The 22,720-nt window shown below is 33.1% G+C and carries 28 protein-coding genes; 22 read left to right on the forward strand and 6 right to left on the reverse strand.

The features are described from left to right. Position 1: 1 nt before the first annotated feature. Positions 2-367 (forward strand): carboxymuconolactone decarboxylase family protein, encoded by a 366-nt coding sequence (locus AC3WTA_RS00860; RefSeq protein ID WP_000399731.1) that lies wholly within the window; start codon positions 2-4, stop codon positions 365-367. Between the two features lie 146 nt (positions 368-513). Here the strand turns inward: AC3WTA_RS00860 and AC3WTA_RS00865 are convergent, their stop codons facing one another. Then, positions 514-810 carry a P-loop NTPase family protein gene (locus tag AC3WTA_RS00865; RefSeq protein WP_176505888.1) on the reverse strand — a complete coding sequence of 99 codons (297 nt, stop codon included), beginning with the start codon at positions 808-810 and terminating at the stop codon, positions 514-516. 107 nt (positions 811-917) lie between these two features. On the opposite strand from AC3WTA_RS00865, the gene AC3WTA_RS00870 reads away from it, so the two are divergent. The 5 genes from AC3WTA_RS00870 to AC3WTA_RS00890 all read left to right on the forward strand — a co-directional run bounded on the left by AC3WTA_RS00870 (position 918) and on the right by AC3WTA_RS00890 (position 6,095). Next, the gene (locus AC3WTA_RS00870) at positions 918-1,421 is read left to right on the forward strand and encodes a GNAT family N-acetyltransferase (RefSeq protein WP_098655826.1); all 504 of its coding nucleotides are present in this window, start codon (positions 918-920) and stop codon (positions 1,419-1,421) included. A gap of 399 nt (positions 1,422-1,820) precedes the next feature. After that, positions 1,821-2,336 (forward strand): DinB family protein, encoded by a 516-nt coding sequence (locus AC3WTA_RS00875; RefSeq protein WP_000915564.1) that lies wholly within the window; start codon positions 1,821-1,823, stop codon positions 2,334-2,336. A gap of 247 nt (positions 2,337-2,583) precedes the next feature. Beyond that, positions 2,584-3,249 (forward strand): lytic polysaccharide monooxygenase, encoded by a 666-nt coding sequence (locus AC3WTA_RS00880; RefSeq protein ID WP_000850068.1) that lies wholly within the window; start codon positions 2,584-2,586, stop codon positions 3,247-3,249. Between the two features lie 161 nt (positions 3,250-3,410). Further along, positions 3,411-4,340: a manganese-dependent inorganic pyrophosphatase gene (gene ppaC / locus AC3WTA_RS00885; RefSeq protein WP_000416841.1), complete on the forward strand. Its 930-nt coding sequence runs from the start codon at positions 3,411-3,413 to the stop codon at positions 4,338-4,340. A gap of 108 nt (positions 4,341-4,448) precedes the next feature. Further along, positions 4,449-6,095, forward strand: a complete 1,647-nt coding sequence (locus tag AC3WTA_RS00890) for a M3 family oligoendopeptidase (protein WP_070168882.1) — start codon at positions 4,449-4,451, stop codon at positions 6,093-6,095. Between the two features lie 18 nt (positions 6,096-6,113). Here AC3WTA_RS00890 and AC3WTA_RS00895 read toward each other — a convergent pair whose 3' ends face one another. Continuing rightward, the gene (locus AC3WTA_RS00895) at positions 6,114-6,311 is read right to left on the reverse strand and encodes a DUF4017 family protein (protein WP_000789489.1); all 198 of its coding nucleotides are present in this window, start codon (positions 6,309-6,311) and stop codon (positions 6,114-6,116) included. A 161-nt stretch (positions 6,312-6,472) separates the two neighbouring features. Here AC3WTA_RS00895 and AC3WTA_RS00900 point away from each other — a divergent pair, with 161 nt between their 5' ends. From AC3WTA_RS00900 to AC3WTA_RS00910, 3 genes are all read left to right on the forward strand, one after another. Continuing rightward, on the forward strand, positions 6,473-7,678 hold the full coding sequence (locus tag AC3WTA_RS00900) for a hypothetical protein (RefSeq protein WP_001059727.1): 1,206 nt from the start codon (positions 6,473-6,475) through the stop codon (positions 7,676-7,678). A gap of 20 nt (positions 7,679-7,698) precedes the next feature. Beyond that, positions 7,699-8,148: a DUF6884 domain-containing protein gene (locus tag AC3WTA_RS00905; protein ID WP_000824886.1), complete on the forward strand. Its 450-nt coding sequence runs from the start codon at positions 7,699-7,701 to the stop codon at positions 8,146-8,148. Positions 8,149-8,453: 305 nt separating this feature from the next. Next, on the forward strand, positions 8,454-8,669 hold the full coding sequence (locus AC3WTA_RS00910) for a hypothetical protein (protein ID WP_033657660.1): 216 nt from the start codon (positions 8,454-8,456) through the stop codon (positions 8,667-8,669). Here the strand turns inward: AC3WTA_RS00910 and AC3WTA_RS00915 are convergent. The 4 genes from AC3WTA_RS00915 to AC3WTA_RS00930 all read right to left on the reverse strand — a co-directional run bounded on the left by AC3WTA_RS00915 (position 8,654) and on the right by AC3WTA_RS00930 (position 11,204). Further along, on the reverse strand, positions 8,654-9,106 hold the full coding sequence (locus AC3WTA_RS00915) for an SET domain-containing protein (RefSeq protein ID WP_000877592.1): 453 nt from the start codon (positions 9,104-9,106) through the stop codon (positions 8,654-8,656). The two genes, AC3WTA_RS00910 and AC3WTA_RS00915, sit on opposite strands and share 16 nt — an antisense overlap. Positions 9,107-9,248: 142 nt before the next feature. Continuing rightward, on the reverse strand, positions 9,249-9,605 hold the full coding sequence (locus AC3WTA_RS00920) for a hypothetical protein (protein WP_000606236.1): 357 nt from the start codon (positions 9,603-9,605) through the stop codon (positions 9,249-9,251). A gap of 129 nt (positions 9,606-9,734) precedes the next feature. Further along, on the reverse strand, positions 9,735-10,358 hold the full coding sequence (locus AC3WTA_RS00925; RefSeq protein WP_000287710.1) for a hypothetical protein: 624 nt from the start codon (positions 10,356-10,358) through the stop codon (positions 9,735-9,737). Between the two features lie 684 nt (positions 10,359-11,042). After that, positions 11,043-11,204, reverse strand: a complete 162-nt coding sequence (locus AC3WTA_RS00930; protein WP_000813317.1) for a hypothetical protein — start codon at positions 11,202-11,204, stop codon at positions 11,043-11,045. Between the two features lie 285 nt (positions 11,205-11,489). Between AC3WTA_RS00930 and recQ the strand changes: the two genes are divergently transcribed. From recQ to AC3WTA_RS00995, 13 genes are all read left to right on the forward strand, one after another. Then, positions 11,490-13,607, forward strand: a complete 2,118-nt coding sequence (gene recQ, locus AC3WTA_RS00935) for a DNA helicase RecQ (RefSeq protein WP_000494294.1) — start codon at positions 11,490-11,492, stop codon at positions 13,605-13,607. Positions 13,608-13,632: 25 nt separating this feature from the next. Next, complete coding sequence (locus AC3WTA_RS00940) at positions 13,633-14,016, forward strand: gamma-glutamylcyclotransferase family protein (protein WP_000546568.1); 384 nt, start codon at positions 13,633-13,635, stop codon at positions 14,014-14,016. Between the two features lie 183 nt (positions 14,017-14,199). Continuing rightward, positions 14,200-14,943, forward strand: coding sequence for a class I SAM-dependent methyltransferase (locus AC3WTA_RS00945; RefSeq protein WP_001004309.1), 744 nt, complete (start codon positions 14,200-14,202; stop codon positions 14,941-14,943). A 116-nt stretch (positions 14,944-15,059) separates the two neighbouring features. Then, positions 15,060-17,135: a HelD family protein gene (locus AC3WTA_RS00950; protein ID WP_492332780.1), complete on the forward strand. Its 2,076-nt coding sequence runs from the start codon at positions 15,060-15,062 to the stop codon at positions 17,133-17,135. An 81-nt stretch (positions 17,136-17,216) separates the two neighbouring features. Next, on the forward strand, positions 17,217-17,540 hold the full coding sequence (locus AC3WTA_RS00955) for a DUF952 domain-containing protein (RefSeq protein WP_098655825.1): 324 nt from the start codon (positions 17,217-17,219) through the stop codon (positions 17,538-17,540). 145 nt (positions 17,541-17,685) lie between these two features. Beyond that, positions 17,686-18,033, forward strand: a complete 348-nt coding sequence (locus AC3WTA_RS00960) for a PadR family transcriptional regulator (protein ID WP_000339351.1) — start codon at positions 17,686-17,688, stop codon at positions 18,031-18,033. Continuing rightward, positions 18,020-19,021: an HAAS signaling domain-containing protein gene (locus tag AC3WTA_RS00965; protein WP_001048853.1), complete on the forward strand. Its 1,002-nt coding sequence runs from the start codon at positions 18,020-18,022 to the stop codon at positions 19,019-19,021. Before AC3WTA_RS00960 ends, AC3WTA_RS00965 begins: the two co-directional genes overlap by 14 nt. Before the next feature lie 43 nt (positions 19,022-19,064). Beyond that, positions 19,065-19,577, forward strand: a complete 513-nt coding sequence (locus tag AC3WTA_RS00970; RefSeq protein WP_000617497.1) for a GNAT family N-acetyltransferase — start codon at positions 19,065-19,067, stop codon at positions 19,575-19,577. Positions 19,578-19,781: 204 nt separating this feature from the next. Then, complete coding sequence (locus AC3WTA_RS00975; protein WP_000739872.1) at positions 19,782-20,153, forward strand: hypothetical protein; 372 nt, start codon at positions 19,782-19,784, stop codon at positions 20,151-20,153. A 32-nt stretch (positions 20,154-20,185) separates the two neighbouring features. After that, the gene (locus AC3WTA_RS00980; RefSeq protein WP_000680428.1) at positions 20,186-20,602 is read left to right on the forward strand and encodes a GNAT family N-acetyltransferase; all 417 of its coding nucleotides are present in this window, start codon (positions 20,186-20,188) and stop codon (positions 20,600-20,602) included. A gap of 285 nt (positions 20,603-20,887) precedes the next feature. Then, a complete protein-coding gene (locus AC3WTA_RS00985; protein ID WP_000540640.1) occupies positions 20,888-21,694 on the forward strand; it encodes a GH25 family lysozyme in 807 nt (268 codons plus the stop codon). A 240-nt stretch (positions 21,695-21,934) separates the two neighbouring features. Next, complete coding sequence (locus tag AC3WTA_RS00990; protein WP_000288959.1) at positions 21,935-22,339, forward strand: GNAT family N-acetyltransferase; 405 nt, start codon at positions 21,935-21,937, stop codon at positions 22,337-22,339. A 15-nt stretch (positions 22,340-22,354) separates the two neighbouring features. Then, positions 22,355-22,708, forward strand: coding sequence for an MmcQ/YjbR family DNA-binding protein (locus AC3WTA_RS00995; protein WP_492332781.1), 354 nt, complete (start codon positions 22,355-22,357; stop codon positions 22,706-22,708). Positions 22,709-22,720 lie beyond the last annotated feature (12 nt).

Consider the following 22,720-nt stretch of genomic DNA (forward strand, 5'->3'; position numbering starts at 1 on the left):
GATGGAACACGAACAACATAGTTCAGTAAATGACGTTCTACATCATTATAAGGAGGGTATCGGTAGTTTTACAAACCAAATTCCTGAAATTGCTGAAACATATAATGCATTCACGCAAGCTTGTTTTCAAGAGGGGTCTTTAACAAAAAGGGAAAAACAACTTATCGCATTAGGAATTAGTCTAGCAACTCAAGATGAATATTGTACCGTTTATCATACAAAAGGTTGTCTTGATCAAGGGTGTTCAGATAAAGAGATTCTGGAAGCATGTGGCGTATCAGCAGCATTTGCTGGCGGAGCTGCAATGAGTCAAGCAGTAACATTAGTACAAGAGTGTTTAAGTGAACTGAAAAATCAAAAGCATTGAATATAAAAGAACGTTTTAAACTTTATGTTTAAAACGTTCTTTTACGTGAGATTAAATTTGAGTATAAAAATTACCTAGTATGTGATGTATTAAAGTAAGAATTTAAAATTTAGTGGGAATGTGAAATCACAACTATTTATTTAGTTTTAAGTTTTCTGAAAAAGTTTCAATTGTTTCATATAGTCAATAGCTTTTGTTTTGTTCTTTTGTTTACATACATATTCGAATTCATTCTTATCTCGATAATAACTATTCATTATTTCTTCTGTAAGAATTCCATCGGAAATAGCTTTTTTAATTGCACAATGTGTTTCATTTGTATGAGAGCAGTTAGAAAACTTACATCTCTTAGATATCGCCTCTATATCTTCATATCCAAGATCAAAGTCATCCTTATGATTTATTAAGTCAAATCCAATTTTGTTAATTGTTAATCCCTCCACTTTCCATACATTCTATAAGTATGTTTTATCTAAATATATATTTCATTTTCGTATTCCGTTATTCCTTCTTTAAAAATTGGTACAATGAAACAAAAGGGGGATTAGTAATGCAAAATTTAGTAATTGAAGAGATTAAGCAAATAAAAGATGACGTGGAGGAGCTTTCGAATCTTTTGAAAACGGTTGTAAATGGTGGGGCGTCAATTGGTTTTTTACCTCCACTGGAACAGAAAGAATCAGAGAAGTATTGGGAAACTGTTTTAACACCCGAAGTGATTTTATATGTCGCTAAAATAAATAATGAAGTGGCAGGGAGTATTCAATTACATCTAGCTACAAAACCTAATGGGATTCATAGAGCTGAAATTTGTAAGTTAATGACTCATCCAAACTTTAGACGTAATGGCATTGGACGTTTACTTATGCAAAAAGCAGAGGAAAGAGCAAAGCAAGAAAACAGGTCTCTTTTAGTGTTAGATACTAGAGAAGGAGATCCTTCGAATAGATTGTACAAGTTATTAGACTATCAAGAATCCGGAAAAATACCAGGGTATGCAATTTCTCCGAATGGTGAGTTAGATGCAACGGTAATTTATTATAAAATGATTTAGTTTTTTATTTGAAAAGGGAAAAAATTTCAAACGACACATTTGTTATTATGTTTGTGTGTTGATTTATAAAAAATATTGATAATTTAAAACAATGTTTAATAAAACCTTGTAACTTCATCTGGAGCGTTCAATTAAAGGGCTAGTTTGTAGGGGGGATAACAGGTTTTTTAGAATTATTATTTAATGTATTATCCAAAAGAAGTCTCCTTCCTCAAGCGTGTTACCTCGGCTGTCTGCCCTAGGACAAATTCGTTAGCTATTAAAAGTAGCGATGAACCGAGAAGTCCCCACTTCGGGGTAAGCTCGTAAGTGATACTAAGTGGGTGGTAGTTTCACATAGGAATTTTGAAGTCTTTTGGTGAATAGTAAATGTTAATCTAAAAGATGGAGGTTGCTGTGATGTTGAAACTGTTTCAATATAACTGGCAAGTTCGTAATGATTGGTTTACATGGTGCGAAGACATCTCGGCCGAAGAACTGGTAAAGAAACGGGTCGGTGGGTTCGGCAGTATACTACATACTCTATTTCACATTGTAGATGTGGAATATATGTGGATCTTAGGGTTGCGTGGTGAATTAGTGCCTGAGGAGCCATCGTTTGAAGAGTATGCTAGCTTACAAAAAGTGAAAAATCTTTCAGCTCAATACCACGGGAAAGTGAAGCCATTTGTGACCTCTTGGACAAATGAAATGGATTCTCGAAAACTTTCAAAAGCTGACTTCAATGAAGAGCCAATTAGCTCAAGAGACGCACCAATTAGGCGCCGAGTCATTGAATGTACACATGGAGAGTTAATACGTCATGTCATTATCCACGAAATCCACCATATCGGCCAGTTATCTATATGGGCACGAGAGGTAGGAAAGGAGCCAGTTTCCGCAAATCTGAGAGGGAGAGGGCTATTTGATAACTAGACTAACTTTGCCAATTTCGTAATTTATTTATAAACGAATAGTTTAATTGAGTATATTTAACACCGCCTATATTTCTCTAGCGGTGTTATTTGAATGTATCAATAAAATTTATTTAATGTACTAATTGAATTTGAGAAAGTTTTTAGAGGGTTATGTTTGTATAGTCTCTCATCTTATAATGAATGTAGAGGAGATGACTAGGCAACTATAGTTGTTTTCGCTTTATTATGCGAAAGGGGATGTCGGGATGAAAACGAAAGGTTTACAGAAAGTGAAGAAAGTTATGTTAAGTGGTAGCATATTACTTACGGGATTGTTAACTTTCGGTTTTTCAGAAAAGGCTTCAGCTCATGGTTATGTAGAATCACCAGCGAGCCGCTCTTATTTATGTAAGCAAGGGGGAAATGTAAATTGCGGTCCAGTTCAATATGAACCACAAAGTGTAGAAGGAATAGGTGGATTCCCGCAATTAGGACCTTCTGATGGACAAATAGCAGGAGCAGGCCATTTTCCTGCTTTAGACGTTCAAACAGTTGATAGGTGGAAGAAAGTTACGTTAAACGGCGGGACGAATACATTTAAGTGGAAACTAACGGCACCTCATAGTACGAAAGAATGGAAATACTATATTACGAAAAAAGATTGGAATCCAAATAAGCCGTTAACAAGGTCTGATTTAGATTTAGTGCCATTCTATGTGAAAAATGATGGAGGAACTAGACCAGGAACTTCAGTAACACATGAAGCAAATGTACCTACTGATAGAAATGGATATCACCTTATTTTAGCTGTTTGGGAAATTGCAGATACTGGGAATGCATTTTATCAAGTTATAGATGTTAACCTCGTAAATAACGGTTTGACATCGAATTTCGCGCTAAATCATGTAGTGCAGGCTCCTACACTATTTTAAATAAAAAATACATTTTGATCATCTAATTCATTTTAGATGATCTTTTTTCCGAAAAACGATGAAAAATATAGAAGAAAGTGCAATTATTTATAAAAAAATGGGCTTTAAATATTGTCATATTTGCTTCTTTAAGATATCCTTTTCATGAAGAGGTGGAAAACATGGAAAAAGTACTAGTTTTCGGGCATAAAAACCCAGATACAGATGCAATTTGTTCTGCAATTGCTTATGCAGAATTGAAAAAAGAATTAGGAATGAATGCTGAGCCTGTACGTTTAGGCGAAATCAGCGGTGAAACTCAATTTGCGTTAGACCATTTTAAAGTAGAAGGACCGCGTTTTGTTGAGACAGTTGCAAGCGAAGTGGACAACGTTATTTTAGTTGATCATAACGAGCGTCAACAAAGTGCTAACGATATCGAATCTGTTCGTGTGTTAGAAGTTATTGACCATCACCGTATTGCTAACTTTGAAACAAGCGATCCTATTTACTACCGTTGTGAGCCAGTTGGTTGTACAGCTACAATCTTAAACAAAATGTACAAAGAAAATGGCGTTACAATTCGTAAAGAAGTTGCAGGTTTAATGTTATCTGCAATCATTTCAGATTCTTTACTATTCAAATCTCCAACTTGCACAGAGCAAGACGTAGCAGCAGCTCGTGAATTAGCGGAAATCGCTGGTGTAGATGCTGATAGCTACGGCTTAGAAATGTTAAAAGCTGGTGCTGACTTAAGCGGAAAAACAATGGAGCAATTAATCTCTCTTGACGCTAAAGAATTCCAAATGGGTAATGCGAAAGTTGAAATCGCACAAGTAAACGCTGTTGATACAAACGACGTTCTTGTACACCAAGCGGAACTTGAAAAAGTTATCTCTGCAGTAGTAGAAGAAAAAGGTTTAGACCTATTCTTATTCGTTGTAACTGATATCTTAACTAACGATTCTGTCGGTCTTGCGATCGGTAAAGCAGCAAACGTTGTTGAGAAAGCATACAACGTATCTCTAGAAAACAACACTGCTACATTAAAAGGTGTTGTATCTCGTAAAAAACAAATCGTACCAGTATTAACAGAAGCATTCCAAGCTTAATTTTATTGAGTACAGATAAACAGCAAGGACAAGTAGTCAGATTGGCTACTTGTCCTTTTCTATCTCTAAAAAACAGAAAATTAAAATTTTAAAACGGGAGGATTGTGTATGCTTAATGATTTGGAGAGTAAATTACAGTCACTTTTAGAGCGAAATATTACTGCTGTTTCAGAATTAGAGAATTGGCTTTTGGATGAACAGAGTGTAACCGCTGAAATAGAAGAGGAGATAACAAGTAGTTTAATCGCCACGTATAGAGATACAAATGATAGAAATAAACGTAATTTACATATGTATAATCAAAATACAATTCAACCACTTTTAAAAAGATACAATGCAAAATTTGACCAGAAATTTATAGAGTCTCCGTTTTCCGACTTATTAGATGAGCAGAAATACAGTTTTATGAAAAAAGCAAGATTGATAAAAAGTAAAATGTTTAATGACAAGAACATTGCTCTTACCATTAAAGAGCAAGAGCTTATTGCGAAGTATAGAGAAATAATGTCTAACATATCTATTAATTGGGAAGGCGAGCAAAAGACGTATGCATACGTAAAAGCAAAGCTAGATAACCCCAATAGAACTATTCGTGAAAAAGCTTGGTATGCTTTATGTGAAGCAAGAAGTATAGTGAAAATAGAAATAGATTGTATTATGAATGAACTCATACAATTGCGGAATGAGATCGCTTTACATGCAGGATTTAATAATTATAGTGAATATGCTTTTAAGCAAAAAAATAGAGATTATTGTATTGAAGAGTGTTATAAGCTTCATGAATCTATAGAAAAGTATGTTGTACCAATATGGGAACAGTTAGGAAGTCTTTCTAAAAAGAATCTCGGTGTAAAAAAATATCGCCCTTGGGATCTTACTCCAAGTAATTTACCAAAAACCCCGTTTCAAAATGCCATTGATTTATTGAATGGGGTGGAAGAAATATTTCGGAAGACAGATTTATATTTTTATGAGAAATTTATTCATATAAGGAAAGCTGGATTCATTGACGTAGAAGAACGTGAAAATAAAGCGCCAGGAGCCGCTTGTTTTACCTTGCCTCATAGTAAAGAGGTTTTTGTATATTCTAATTTTAGTCCATCATTTTATGCAATTAATGCACTCATACATGAAGTAGGGCATGCCTTTCATTTTTATAAACAATTTAACAATGATAGTAGTATGCAAGAAAAATATCTTCGCGAAGAAGTGGCTGAGCTTTATTCTCTCAGTCTTGAGTTGCTAGTAATGGATAAGCTGGATATCTTTTATAAGCAAGAGGATGAATATAAAGAAGTACAGCGCGTACAATTATATCGTGCTTTCTCACTGTTAATGTCGTCAATTGCAGGAGATGTATTTCAGCACTGGCTGTATTCAAATCCAAACCATACTCCAGGAGAACGTGATAAGAAATATATGGAACTATGCGAAAGGTATCAATATTCATCAGTCGATATTGCTGGATTAGAAGATGAAATTAGTTCAAGTTGGTTAGAATCATTTCATTTTATTCAGTTTCCTTTTTATAAAATTGAATATGCAATTGCACAAATAGGAGCAATGCAATTGTTTCAAATTTATCGAGAAGACCCAGAAAAAGCGATTGCTTTCTTTAAAGAAGGCGCGAGTGCAGATTGGAATTTATCCATACAAGAAATATATGAAAAAACAGGTATCACGTTTGACTTTTCGGAAGAAAGGATAGAAAGTACTGCGAGTGTAATTTTTGATCTAATTAATGAATTAAAATAAGGATAGCATTTGCTATCCTTATAACTGTTTGTTCGTAGATTTTTTCTTGTTTATATAAAATGTAATAATAGCCGCAATGATGAAAATAGGTATGGCATACGCTTGCCCAACAAGCAACTTCCAGCCAATATGATTATAACCTTCAGATGCTGGAGCAATCATAGCGATTATGCAAACAATAATATAGAGTACTAGTGCAGGGATTATATTTTTCATTTGTTCACCTCCTTTTCATAAAATTATTACATGTATATTTGTATAATACATTATAGTTTGAGAAAAGATATATGTTTTTCTAACATTTATGTAAATAAAAGGGTTGTTATTAAGTGGAATAGAATAGGTGTATGTAGAATGATATAGGGGTGTTACATATAATGAACAATATATTAAATCGAATAAAGAAAGATGTAAGTATAGAATTATTGAATACGCTATGGCCTGGTTTTAATAGGGCTGCATTTGCATTATATAATGATGAGCATGTGTATGTATTTCATCATCCATTATTTTTGAAAGATGATGGTGAGTATGCCGTTTTAAAGCGGGACGAACAATTTAAGGCTGATACATTTATCCTATTAAAAGATTATCCGACTGCCATCGTGAATATGAATAGGCATAGAGATTATGAAAGTTTACTTGCAGTTGTGGTGCACGAACTTTTTCATTGCTATCAATATTTGAATAAAGAAAGTAGATTTCCAAATGAATCTTTAGGATTTCAATATCCTATAATAGAAGAAAATATAGAATTGCGAAATAAAGAACGATTTTGTTTATATAATGCTGTGCACTGTAAGTCACAAGCTGAGAAAAATAATTATATTAAGCAATTTATCGAATTAAGAGAACAAAGAGCTCGTTTTATAAAAGAAGAGTTTATCACTTATGAGTGTATGGTTGAAAGTATAGAGGGGCCTGCTTGGTATGTTGAAATGAACGCTTACAATGCAGTATGCGAAAAGGATGAAAGCGAAACAATACGAAAATATAGCGGATTTATTTTAGATGCATATGAAGCTAATTATAACATTAGGAAGAGCTGCTATAGCTCAGGAATGCTTTTATGTTTATTATTAGATGAAATCCATCCTGAATGGAGAACGAACTTCTTTAATAGTGATAAATCGTTATATGCTTTTTTAAAACAAAATATAAATGTGGATTTGAGTTTTAATAAAGAAATTGCAATAAGTAAAGAAACACAGCAAATCCTTCATTTTGTTCAAAACGAAAGAGACAAGGATTTTAAACAATTTTATAAGGAAAAAGGATATCATTTGTATATTGTAGGGAATATAAAATTAAATTCGTTTAATCCAATGAATGTAAAATTAAACAAAAATAAAGCGTTACATAAAACCTTTTTAAGTGTAAGTATACATAATAAAACATATATGATAAATCAACCTGTTTTAGCATCTTTTGAAGAAGATTTTAAAAATATGAAACAAGTTCATATTATAATGAATGAAAAGCCAATAGAAACAAATAATGGTTGGAACGTAGTAGGGATTGGAGATATAGAAGCTGAGTATGAAGAAGTAGGGAATTCTATATTTTTATATTTAAAAAGTTAGAAGTGAGGTAAGAAATAACGATGAAAAGGTTATGCATAATTCCATGCGGAAAAAAGAAGATTTGGGATAAGTATCCAGATTACGGACCGATGGAGGCAAAAGATGTATATATTAGTCCATTCGGAAAAGCATGTCAGGCGTATGCAACTATGTTTTTCAAGAATTGGGTTATATTATCGGCGAAGCATGGATTTTTAAGACCAAATGATATTGTATTAGAAAACTATGATCTTGCCTTCGATTCAAAGAGTGATGAAATTATTAGCATGGAACAATTAAAACAACAGATGATTGAAAAAGACTTGCTTCAGTTTGATGAAATTGTTTTACTTGCAGGCAAGAAGCATAAGAAAGTAGTGACACAATTATATCCAGAAGAAAACCTTACGTATCCGTTAGCAGGATGTAAAGGAATTGGATATATGTTACAGAGGTTGAAAGGGGCTGTGGGGGAAGGAAGGGAACTATAGCCAACTTGTTGTATGAGCTTTTTAGTTATATATATTGTGAGCAAGGAGATAGAAAATACATATTAATTTAAAGCCCAAATATTGGGCTTTTTTCTTTGTAGTAATCTCTTTAAATATATTAGGTACAACTAATAGAAAAGTATAACATTTATAACTATACATATAAATCTAGAATATAGACTAGTAAACAAACCTCTTTCTACTTTTAATCATAGAATATGATGAATTCTATTTAGGAGGAATATTTATGGGGAATCATTGTAGTTGCAGGCGTTCATTTTGGGATGATTTAATGTTCGGAAGATGTGGATGTAAATGCAGGGATTGTCACGAATGTCGTTGCAAAGAGAAACCGAAATGCGATTGTGACGAGTGTTGCTGCAAGGAGAAACCGAAGTGTGATTGTGAAAAATGCAATTGTAAAGAGAAACCGAAATGTCATTGTAAACATGAAGGGTATTAATAATAAAAAAGAGTACGCTAAGTACTCTTTAATTTTTTATGGTTATATTCCATCTTGAACAGATTTTTTTACAATTTCCCACGTGTCTTGTTTTTTAATCTTGATAGCTACATTAGTTCCGGTAGATTCCTTATAAAAGATATATCCATTGTTTTCGTCCACATATGTCAATGGTTCACTTATGCAATCTCGCGAACAAGATGTATTAATTAGCTCGATTAATGATAGTTCGCTCGGATCGGTTTTACTTGCATCTATAATAGTATCAACGTCTATTTTACGGTAACCTTGTAAGTTTACATGGAAACTTTGTTCAATTTCACCTGTAATGCTAGTATTCATTACTTCAACAGAATTTTTCTTTTCTTGAAGAAATCCATTCTCATAAAGTAATTTTGTATATCCAAGCCATCCGATTAAAACTAGCATAATAAACATACTAAATATTTTAAGTGTTCGAAGCCGTTTACTAACAATCGTTTCTGAGTATTTCATTCAGTTAAATCCTCCATTGTTTTTAATTAAAAGTATGCCTAGATACATACTTTTAGAAGAAGGATAGAACTTAACGAGTTCTATTCTAGATTCAAAAAAGAAAGCATCTGAAGTTAGATGCTTTCTTTTTAAGTATTTTTCGCTATCTGTTCGTTACTTGTTTCATAAGTGGTCTAATTTCTTTAACAGGTGGTTTTTTATCATAGGCATCAACGTATGAGAAATAGTAATTTAAATTTCTGAGAAGACCTTTTCCTATTTTAGCGCTCAAGAACGGAAATACTTGCCCAGTATAATCATCGAGAGATTTACAGTAATATTTTTCATCTAAATATATACTGTATTTACATGTTAGTTCAACTAGTGAGTTACTGTCATCATCAATTACTTCCTTAGAATCAATAATGTCTATTAATGCAAATTTTTCATTTAGATAAACTTTCTTCTTTTTCTCGTGTTTATTTGTGAGGATAAATACGAGACCAATGGCGTTAATCAAAAGATTTCCTCCTATAAAAAACGGATATTAATAAAATATATCGATATACGTTAAATGTAAAGAGGAGAGGTGAAATTTCATTGATACAAAGTTTAATAAGCCGATTTGTGTTTTCAAATCGGCTTATTATTATTGAAACACTTGAGGAAATTGCTTTACGATTGCGTTTGTTATCATATCAGCCATTTCTAATGCTTCTTTTTCAATTTTATCATATAGTTTTACGCTTGCTTCAAAATCTTTATTTAGGAAGGCAAGCGCTTCTGCTTTCGTAAGTGCTAAATGTTCATAAAACATTTTTCTGAATTCTTCTTTTTCTATATATGGGTTGATGCTAGTAAGAAACGCCACAATTTCATCACCATTAGCGTACCATTTTTTCTCTATAGCGGCAGCTGTATTTTGATCACCAGCTTTTGCGGCTTTAACTAGATCCGCTGCAATGACTAAGTGGTCTTTAATTAGTGAACTATATTTTTTTACAGCATCCTCACCATAGAATGGTTCAAGAGATAGTCCCATATGTGTTGCATTTTGAAGAAGACGCCCAACTGTAACGTTAACGTCTGGTAAATTAAAGACAATACTTATAATAGCTAATCTCGTCCAAACGACGTGTTGTTCCCATAAAGAACGCATATAACCTTTTAAAAAGTTTTCATTTTTACTAATTCGGTAATTACGTACAGATGTATCAAAGTGTACATAAGGGTTATGATAGGGGGAGTAATACGATTGCCAATAAGAATACATAAACGGTAACACTCCTTTGAACATGTATAACTCAAAGTATGATGGGAATTTATTTTTAGTTACGTGTCCTAGATTAATTTCTGAAATTGATATGGAAAAAGATGAAGAATTTTATTGTGGTATATATAAATAAAATGAATACGATAATAAACAAGGCTCTGCAAGGGAAGTTGCAGAGCCTCAAAAGGGTATTGCCGAGATGTCGGACTCGACTAATTAATGTTATCATAAAATTCTATTAAAAAAACCTGGTAAATGTGTCCAAATGAAAGTGGATCTTTAATAAAGTCAAAGGGATCCGCTTCCCGCAGCAGATCCCTTTAACTAGATAATGTTGATGAGCAAAAACTCATCTAGAGTACTTTTATAGTAACAAGTGAAATTCGTTTTGTGTATTGAGAAAAAAAGAATTACTTCAATAAACGCTTAGAACTTATATTTTACTTCTTGTTATTATTATCATTTGTTGTGAGTGGAGTATGGTTATAAAATGGAGAAAAGAATTGCAAGCATCTAAAAGCGTAATGAAATATATAATAATTAAAAAAGACCTGCTTATATAAGCAGGTCAAATTAAGGGGTTTTATCCAACAGAATATGTCATATGATATCAACTGTATTGTATTAAGTCTATAAGGTTTATATTGAGAAAAGTTTTGTGAATGGATATATTTCGCACACGTATTAACGTTTAAAAAGTTGAGAAAGAAAATGAAAAAGCTTTTTATAAGAAAATAATGGCTGGTATTTATAATACGATTCATATTTCCACGCATCATGATTCGAGAATTGGAGTTGGTTCGGTACTGTTTTCTGCTTGATGGAACTAATATTCTGCTGCTTCATATAGTAACCTCCTGAATTCATATGTATAAGATTAGTAGTATTCAAGGAAGAGTAATAAAATGTATATTTATTTTGTAATTCATTTTATATGTGCTTTATTTATGTTTTAAAATTCATAAATATAAATAGCCATTAAAACACCGTTGCTAAACAACCTTTAAAACGTAGAAAAGCATAAAAAAATGAAAAAGCAAGCTGTTAGTCATGTATTCATCACTTTCATGACGCATAAGTGATGATATAATAGGAATAGATGAAAGATATAGAAAAGCAGGTGACTCTTTTTTGTTTACAAAAGCACAAGAACTTTTAGCGTCTTATTTCGGTTATTCGTCATTCCGAAGAGGACAAGATGAAACAATTAAAAATGTATTAGATGGGAAAGATACGGTTTGTATTATGCCTACAGGTGGTGGTAAGTCAATTTGTTATCAAATTCCCGCATTAGTATTCGAAGGAACGACATTAGTTATTTCACCTTTGATTTCACTTATGAAAGACCAAGTAGATACATTAGTACAAAACGGTATTTCAGCTACTTATATTAATAGTTCTATTTCAATTACAGAAGCGAATCAACGCATTCAATTAGCGAAACAAGGACATTATAAGTTACTTTATGTAGCGCCTGAGCGTCTTGATTCAATGGAGTTTGTTGACCAACTTATCGATATGAAAATCCCGATGATTGCAATTGATGAGGCGCACTGTATTTCACAGTGGGGACATGATTTCCGTCCGAGTTATTTACATATACATCGCATAGTAGATTATCTTCCAGAAAAGCCGCTCGTATTAGCATTAACTGCGACGGCAACACCACAAGTTCGTGAAGATATTTGCAACACGCTTGGAATTAATCAAGAAAATACGATTATGACAACGTTTGAGCGCGAGAACTTATCATTTTCTGTTATTAAAGGACAAGATCGTAATGCATATTTAGCGGATTATATTCGTCAAAATCAAAAGGAATCTGGGATTATTTATGCAGCTACTAGAAAAGTAGTTGATCAGTTGTATGAAGATTTAATGAAAGCGGGAGTTTCGGTATCAAAATACCATGCTGGTATGAGTGATAACGATCGAAATGAGCAGCAAGAACTCTTTTTACGTGATGAAGTGAGTGTAATGGTAGCGACATCTGCATTCGGGATGGGGATTGATAAATCGAATATTCGTTACGTTATCCATTATCAACTGCCAAAAAACATGGAAAGTTATTACCAAGAAGCAGGACGTGCTGGCCGTGATGGATTAGATAGTGCATGTATATTGTTATATTCTTCTCAAGATGTGCAAGTACAGCGCTTTTTAATTGATCAATCGACAGGTGAATCTCGATTTTCAAATGAACTTGAAAAACTGCAAAATATGACTGATTACTGTCATTCAGAACAATGTTTACAATCATTTATTTTGCAATACTTTGGAGAAGAACCGAAAGAAGATTGTGGTCGCTGCGGTAATTGTACGGACGACCGCGAAAGTATCGATGTGACGAGAGAATCACAAATGGTTCTATCTTGCATGATTAGAACGAACCAACGATTTGGAAAACAAATGATTGCACAAGTTTTAACTGGTTCGAAAAATAAGAAAGTTATTGAATTCAATTTTCATACTTTACCAACATACGGGTTACTATCAAATCGTAGCGTAAAAGAAGTTAGTGAATTTATTGAGTTTCTAATTTCAGATGAGTTAATTGCAGTTGAACATGGTACGTATCCAACATTAAAAGTAACAGAAAAAGGGAAAGAAGTATTATTGGGTAAAGAGAATGTTTTACGTAAAGAACGAGTAGAGACAAGACAAATTGTTCAAGATCATCCTTTATTTGAAGTGCTTCGCGAAGTACGTAAAGAAATTGCGCAAGGAGAAGGTGTACCTCCATTCGTTATTTTCTCTGATCAAACGTTGAAAGATATGTGTGCAAAAATGCCGCAAAGTGACTCTGAACTTTTAACTGTGAAAGGGATCGGCGAACATAAACTTGCGAAGTATGGTTCTCATTTCTTACAAGCAGTTCAGCACTTTATTAAGGACAATCCAAACTATGCTGAAACAGTTAAAACAGAAGTGGTGACAGAGCGGAAAAAGTCAGGGAAAGCTTCAGCAAATTCTCATTTAGAAACGTATGAAATGTATAAACAAGGCATTGATCTAGATGAAATTGCGAAAGAACGTGGCTTATCAAGACAAACAATTGAAAATCATTTAATTCGCTCTTTTGAAGATGGAATGGGAATAGACTGGAACAGTTTTGTTCCTGCAGAATATGAATCACTGATTGAAACTGCCGTGCAAAATGCAGAGGGTGGTCTGAAATCAATTAAGGAACAACTTCCAAATGAAGTGAGTTACTTTATGATTCGTGCATATTTACAATTTAGAAAGTAGATAGATATAAAGGGGATAGGGATATATGCATCACGTTTTCGTGTATGGCACATTAAGAAAAGAGCAAACGAATGCTCATTTTATGCAAGGTGCAATATGCATCGCAGACGGAGCATGGACGTATGGTAAATTATTTGATACAAACGAAGGGTATCCGGCAATGATTTGTTCAAATGAGGACAAAGTATACGGAGAAGTTTATGAAGTAAATGAGGTTGTTCTGCAAAAATTAGATGAACTTGAAGAATATACAGGTAATGCAGAAAGTGATTTATATGACCGAATCACCGAAACGGTTTATTTAGGTGATAGAGAAATACGTGCATTTGTGTATGTTGCTCAAGATAAAAAAATGCTAAAGAAAGTTATCATTTCTGGTGATTGGGTGAAGTATCAACAAGGACAATAAAGGCAGCCGTAGAAGCAGATAGTGGGAACATCCATTATCTGTTTTTTAAATTGACAATTTCAAAATTCTGATTATTTTGATAAAATGTAAATGAAGGGAAATCAAAAGGAGGATTTTTCATGGGTATCAGAAATTTAGTTTCCCACCTGTAGCAGAAAAATAATATACAGGAGGAGAATATTAATGAACGAATTAAATGTAAAAGAATTTTATAAAAAACAATTTGAACTACTAAGCTATGATGTAAATAATGAAAATTGGTTACAGGAAGTTGCGAAAGAAGTTAAAGAACAAGTTGGATATCCATTTCAGTCGATGTTAGAACTAGGAGCAGGAAATGGTGGATTTGCAAGAGCGATGTCTAATTTGAATGTAAAGATGACTACAGTTGAGCTAGTACGAGAATTAGTTATGTTTGCGAAAGAACATTCTACTAATGATATTGTTATTCACTGTGCTGACTTTTATAAAATTAATTTTGAAGAAAAGTTTGATGTCGTTACTTATTTGGACGGATTTGGTGTAGGAACGGATGCAGAACAATTATTTTTATTAAAACGCATCCATAGTTGGTTGAAAGATGATGGGTGTGCACTTATTGATATTTATCAACCTTTATATTGGGAAAAAGCAAGTGGGCAAGAAATGACCTTAAGTGCAGCTATGCGAAAATATGAATATGATAGTATAAATGAAAGAATGTTAGATCATTGGTGGCATCCTAATAATCCAAATGATATAGTTACACAGTCTTTACGTTGTTATACGGTAGATGAGATTAGCAATCTATGTGCTGAAGCTGGTTTAAGTATTGTAGGAGTCTTCCCAGGAGGAGCATATGATTTTGAAAAACGAAAATATAAAGAATTAGCAACTTTAAATGAATGTTTGGCGTACCGAATTAAAATAAAGAAGAGTAGAGATTAATCTCTACTCTTCTTTATTTTGGAAAATTCTTACTGAAACTATTGACTTTATAAATGGATTTTTAATACAATTGTATTTCGACTGAAAAATTAGAACGGACAGGAGGGAATCATCAAATGAACAACATTTTTGAAGAAGAGTTACAAAGGATGAAAGATACATTAAGTACGATGGATGATCAATTAGAACAGCTCGAAAACATTCCGGTTTATTATGGAGATGATTTTAAAGAACAAATTCTAGAAAGTATGAGGGAGTCTAATAGACAAAACTTACGTATTGGTGTGCATGAGCCATACTTTGGGAGACTAGACTTTCAAGAGGATGGCAAGGAAGAAGTTATGCCGATTTACATCGGTAAAGTAGGTGTTTCACATAAAGACACAATGAAACCAATTGTAATTGATTGGCGGGCACCTGTCGCAAGTATGTTTTATTCATTTACCGGCGGTGATGAATTAGCGTTTTATCAATCACCAGACGGATTAGTAGAAGGTGATGTGTATTTAAAGCGGAACATCTCGATCCGAAGAAGAGAACTAGAACGTGTTGTTGATACATACGTGAAAGGAAATGAAGATGTATCGCATGCCGATGATTTTCTTCTATATCGATTAGGTGAGAATAAAGATAATAAACTAAAGGATATTGTTTCGACGATACAATCAGAGCAAAACGATATTATTCGTGCGGAAAGAAACTTACCATTATTAATTCAAGGGGTTGCAGGGAGCGGAAAAACAACAATCGCTTTACATCGCCTTGCTTTTTTAATTTATGAATATCGTGAGCAGCTAGAAGCTGAGAGAATGATTGTATTCGCTCCGAATAGTCTGTTTTTGGACTATATTTCGAGTGTACTTCCTGAATTAGGTGTAGGGAATATTAGTCAAACAACATTTCCGGATTGGGCATTACGCATGTTAGATGATTCGGTGAAACTGAAGCAGACAGAAGAAAAATTGAAAGAAGCATTTTCTATTAATCGTGATGAAGAAAAGGTTATGCTCGGTAAATTGAAAGGCACGCTGGAATTTAAGTCCTTTATTGAAGAGAGAATGGTTCAATTTGAAAAAGAATTAATACCAACAAGTGATTTTGAGGCATGGGACAAAGCTATTATTCCAGTAGAAGACATAAAAAAATGGATGCAAGTTGAATATAAACACTATCCATTAAAGAAAAGAAGAGAAAGATTAGTCGGCCGAATGAAGCGCTGGATTGAAATTGAACTGAAAAAGTATGGAGAAACAAACGAGAAGAAATTATTAAAAAAAGAAGCGACAAAGAGATTGAACACCTATATGAAGTTTTGGCCGAAAATGAGCCCACTTTCACTATATAGTTCAATATTGAAAAGTAAAGAAATACTCGAAGTATTGCCTGAAGAACTTGTGAAAGAAACTGAAAAGAGTTGTCGTAAAAAAGAAGTGTATGTAGAAGATTTACCAGCTTTAATTTACATACATCACCGTATAACAGGTATTGAAATCGGACAGAAATTCCATCACGTCGTTATTGATGAAGCGCAAGATTTTTCACCATTCCAAGTGTATGTATTAAAAGAAATTACACTAGGTAATTCTTTTACTATATTAGGTGATTTATCTCAAGCAATTTATGATTATCAAGGGATTGAAGATTGGGATGCTTTTAAGGAAGTATTCCAAGAAACAGGTTATTATGAACTGACAAGAAGTTATCGTTCTACAAAAGAAATTATTGAATTTGCGAACGAAATAATTAAAAATGCAGAGATTCCAGTTGGACTCGCAACACCAGTTTTTCGTAGTGGTGAAGAGGTTAAAATAATCCATGTAGAGGATCAATTTAATGAGATTATGAAGACGTTAAAACATCTACAAAATGAAGATGTGAAAACAATTGCGGTAATAGGAAGAACAGACGATGAATGTCGCGATATATATAAGAAATTAACAAATGCAGGATTAGCTGTAAACGTCATTGAAGCAGATCAAAGTAAATATGAAGGTGGTATTTCAGTAGTACCTGTATACTTGGCAAAAGGGCTAGAATTTGATGCGGTACTTCTCATCGACGTTGATGAAGTGCATTACAAAAATACAAAACACGATGCGAAGTTACTATATGTCGGATGTACAAGGTCGCTTCATGATTTATGGATTTTTCATAGCGGGAAAGCATCGCCTTTAATTAAAGGAATAAAATAAATATGAAAAACAAGAGGCTTTTCTAGTAACAAAAAAAGAACCTCTTGTTTTTCTATATAAAGACATGGAGAGAAAATAACTATGATTACAAAGATAAATGGAGAAATTAATGAAACTTCACTAAAAGAAGAGGGATTTATTCATTGCTCATTTTTAAAACAGGCTTTAGAAGTTGCTGAAAAACATTTTAGTCATGAAGAAGATGTGTTATTACTGACAATTGATCCATCCTTAATAAAAGCAGAAATAAAATATGAACTCGCTTCTAACGGTCAAGAATATCCGCATGTATATGGAGTAATTAATATTGAGGCAATTGTAGATGTTACCCCATTTACTAAAGAAAAAGGAGAGTTTATATTACAAGAGGTACAAAATTATGATTGTAATAGCCGTTTAAACTAACAAGAAAAGCACAAATTATATAGTTTGTGTTTTTTTATTATCTATTTTTTGTAAATACGTATTGTTTTTAGCACATTAATACTGTACGATACATAGTATAAAACACATACTGTATGACATATAGTAATGGAAATGAGGTGAGTGAATGGATGCTTTATTAAATTCGTTAATTACTGAACTAAGAAGAGGTACATTAACATTAGCGGTTTTAAGCCAGTTAAGAACACCGCAGTATGGGTATTCACTTGTCCAATTATTGGAACAATCAGGGATTATAATCGATCAAAGTACTTTATATCCACTACTTCGCCGATTAGAAAAGCAGGAGCTAGTAACGAGTAGTTGGGATAAAACGGAGAGTAGACCTCGTAAGTATTACGTTTTAAGTGAATACGGATTAGATATATTTTTGCAGCTGAAGAAAGAATGGATAAAGGATTCGAAAGAGCTTTATAACCTATTAAAGGAGGAGGACAAAAATGAATTTGATTGATATTTATGTAGAAGAAGTAGCGAAGAGATTACCTGAAAAAAATCGTGAAGATATTATTCTTGAATTACGGTCAACAATCGAGGATATGTTACCTGATGATTATAGTGAAAACGACGAAAAAAGAGTTCTTGAAAAATTAGGAAGTCCCGTTTCATTGGCTAATGGATATTTGGATAGACCGATGCATTTAATTGGACCACGTTATTTTGATGTATATACGACGTTATTAAAAATGATTATACCAATTGCAGCTGTAATCGCACTCATTGCAATGGTTGCAGAAAATTTTGTAGGATATAATGGTGAGCAAGCGGTATTAAATGTTATTTTAAATTTGATAGGTAAAGGAATTGGGGAAATTATCGAAGTAGGCCTCCATGTATTTTTCTGGTTGACACTTGTATTTGCTGTTATAGAAAGAACGGATAAAGAAAAGGACCCACAACCATTAACAACAAGTTTAAAAAAATGGACGCCAGATGATTTGAAAAATATTTCGTATATCCCGAAGAAAAAGGCGATCTCAAAGTTTGAAGTGTTTGGAGGTTTGATGTGGACTGCAATATGGGCCACACTTTACTTTTATGCGAATCATCTTGTAGGTGTATATCATGGTACAGAAAGCGGACTGAAGTTTGTCGCGCCAACTTTTAATCAAGATGTGTTACTTCAGTATTGGCCAATCGTTTTAATTATGATCGTGTTTGAAATAGGTATATCTCTTTATAAGTTAGTACAAGGACAATGGACGAAAAAGTTGGCACTTGGGAATGCTATACTTCAAATAGCTGGAACAATAGTATTCATTGTAATTGTAGTAAATCCGCATTTATTTAACGAAGGATTTATTACGTATGTGGCAAATGTGTTTACTACTTCTCCAGAGGAATTTAAAAAGTGGTTAATTGGTGGAGGTATTATCATTTATATTTTATCTGCGGTATTAAATATATTTGATGGTTTCCGAAAAGCTCGTATTCGTATGTAGTAGTGAAAGGAAAGAAGATATACTTTATGAAAGGAAGAAAGCAATGATAAGGGAAGCAAGGAAACAAGATGTAACATACATGTTAGATATTTATAATGATGCTATATTGAATACAACAGCCGTCTATACGTATAAACCTGTAACCCTTGAAAATAGAATAGATTGGTATGAACAAAAAAAGGCTAACGGCTATCCGATTTTAGTATGTGAATTAGATAATAAAATAGTAGGATTTGCGACATTTGGCCCGTTTAGAGCTTGGCCTGCCTATAAATATTCAATTGAGCATTCTGTGTATGTTCATAAGGAATATAGAAAAAATGGGATAGGAACTTCTTTAATGAAAGCATTGATTACAGTTGCAAAAGAAAGGGAATATATGACCTTAATTGCTGGAATTGATGCAGAAAATGAGAAAAGCATTGTCTTACATGAAAACTATGGATTTGTTCATGCGGGGACAATTAAGAAGGCTGGTTATAAGTTTAACAGGTGGTTAGATTTAGCTTTTTATCAATTGGAGCTTAATGGTCCTAAAAAGCCTACGGAAGAGTAAATGTTTGCGTTATGCGAATTATGTATTTTAGAAAGATAGTATGGGAAAATTTCATGCTATCTTTTTTATTGTATGGATAAATAACATGTAATAAAAAAGGTTTTTTTATATTCTATATCGAATTTTGAGAAGATGATAAAACTATATAAAAAAAGGTATGAATATATACAAAAAGTATAGTGAAGGCATGCTAGGGGTGAGCGATTGAAAAAAAACTTAAAAACTTCAACAATTATCATATTAATTTTAACAATTATCGCTATTGAAGTTGGAATCGCGATTTATGATCATAATCTGTCATTGGATACGATTTACTTTGCAGCAATCCTCATTTGTATTGTATTGCTTTTTGGCACACGTGTTTCTGAAGAGAAAGCAAGTACATCGAAACAGAGACGAAGAAAAACAGCACTTATATTTTGGCCATCTATTTTATTGTCTATCGTTAGTTTTGCTGTTATAAGTTATATAAGAATAGGCTATGTATCTGTACCAGGGATAATTGGTTTTTCATGCTTTGTTACTTATGGTGGATTCGTATTTATTAGTATTATAAAAAGGAAAAGTAAAAATTAAAGGTAGCTTACTAAGTTGAAAGGAAGAAATATATGAAACATATAGAAAGTGGTACTCGAACTGAAGGAGAATACATAAAAAATAAAGTAATTCAATATAACATGTCGATTTTAAAAGATGAAGCAAAACAGTCGATGGAGCAAGTAAGTTTCGTAGTAAAAGATGAGGATGGAAAAATATTTGGTGGGGTAACAGGAACGATGTATTTTTATCATCTTCATATAGATTTTTTATGGGTTGATGAAACAGTTCGTCATGATGGTTATGGCAGTCAACTGTTACATAAAATCGAAGACATCGCGAAGGAAAAAGGGTGTAGATTAATATTATTAGATTCATTTAGTTTTCAAGCACCCGATTTTTATAAAAAGCACGGCTACCGAGAATATGGTGTTGTTGAAGATCATCCTAAAGGACATAGTCAACACTTTTTAGAGAAGCGGTTATAGTAATAGTATTCGTGCTCTAGAAGAAAAATTGATTTTAAAAGCATCACCAAACAAGGTGATGCTATTTTAATTTTAAAGCAACTACTCAAGCTGATGTAATTATGGGGACAAATAGTACGATTCGTATAGCTATGATTTTCTTTTTTAATGGAAATAAGTTACTGTCTTTGTAGAAGACACTTGTCGTATTTACTATATGTACTAGCAAATACTATTGAATTTTTAGGAGAGGAAGAGCAATAAGACGAGCTCTGAATATAATACTAATAAAGGAGGTGTTTAGCAATGGGTTACATTGTAGATATTTCAAAATGGAACGGTAACATTAACTGGGATGTAGCCGCTCCACAACTAGATTTCGTAATCGCTAGGGTACAAGATGGATCAAATTATGTAGATCCTTTATATAAAAATTATGTCCAAGCAATGAAAACTAGAAATATTCCATTTGGTAACTATGGATTCTGTCGCTTTATTTCAATTGCTGATGCGAAGAAGGAAGCGCAAGATTTTTGGAATCGCGGTGATAAGAGTGCTACAGTTTGGGCTGCTGACGTAGAAGTGAAAACAATGGATGATATGAGAGCTGGTACACAAGCTTTTATCGACGAGTTACGCCGATTAGGTGCTAAGAAAGTTGGCTTATATGTTGGGCATCATGTATATGAGCCTTTCGGTATGGCGAACGTAAAAAGTGATTTTTTATGGATTCCTAGGTATGGCGGTAATAAACCAGCATATCCTTGTGATATTTGGCAATACACTGAGACAGGTAATGTACCAGGTATCGGCAAATGTGATTTAAATCAATTAATAGGAAATAAACCACTTTCCTGGTTTACTGAATCAGTACCAAAACAAGAGAATGTACAAGCACAAGTTTCTAAACAAAACATCATTCAATCAGGTGCTTTCTCACCATATGAGGCTCCTGAAGCTATGAAAGCTTTAACATCAGTTAAAATGACTGCTACCTTCATTTTACAATCGGATGGCTTAACGTATTTTATTTCGGATCCAACTAGTGATGCGCAATTAAACGGTATGAAAGGTTGGCTTGATCGAAAAGGTTGGTGGTATGAAGTTAAATGAAGATAAAAGCCGTCCTATTGGGCGGCTTTTATCATTAGTCAACTTAATATATTATGTGCTATTTTTAATATAGAAGAAATAGGAAAGGATGAGAGAGGGAATGTTTATATTGCAATTGTAAAATCGGTATTATAAATTAATTTTATAAAGGTTTTTTATAATAGGTTGGATTCTATAGTTTTATATTGAAGTAAGGTAAGACAAAATAAATATAATGAGCAATTTGATAGGGGAAAGAAAATGTACACGTATAAATTGCAACATGAACAACCAATCTACGTAGAAAAAATAAGAAAACTTTATGACTCTGTCGGTTGGTGGCCAGAAAGAAAAGAAATCGATATTCAAAAAATGTTAAAGAATAGTATAGCGATTGGGGTATGGGAAGAAAATGAATTAATCGGATTTGCCAGGGTTGTTTCTGATGGTGTTTTTCGAGCGTACATAGAAGATGTTGTTGTACATGAAAGTGTAAGAAATAAAGGCATTGGAGAGAAAATGCTAACAATATTACTTCAAGAAATATCTCATGTTCATATTGTTAGTCTATTTTGCGGAGAGAAATTAATAAAGTTTTATGGTGAGCAGCAATTTCATGCGACAAAACAAATTGTAATGCACCGTAATCAAATCGTGAAAGAATAAGAGGTGTCAATTAGAATGGATGCAACTAGAACATATTGTTTATCAAAAAGAAAAGCGACTGAAGATTCTCCTGATGGTTGGAATGCAACATGTATGAGGCTTAATAATAAAATATTTGCGATAATAAACCATGAAGAAGGAGAAAAAGCTGCGATTACATTAAAATGTGATCCAGAACTTGCACTAAGATTAAGAGAAGAGTATCTAGAAGCAATCACTCCGGGGTATCATATGAATAAAAAACATTGGAATACAGTGTATATACATAAAGGTGTAGAGCAAGAGCAAATTAATAAGATGATTAATTGGTCATATAATTTAGTTCTACAATCATTTTCAAAGAAAAAGCAGCAAGAGTTATTAGATTAGTATGTATAAGGG

The organism is Bacillus sp. EB106-07-01-XG149 (genome assembly GCF_058791555.1).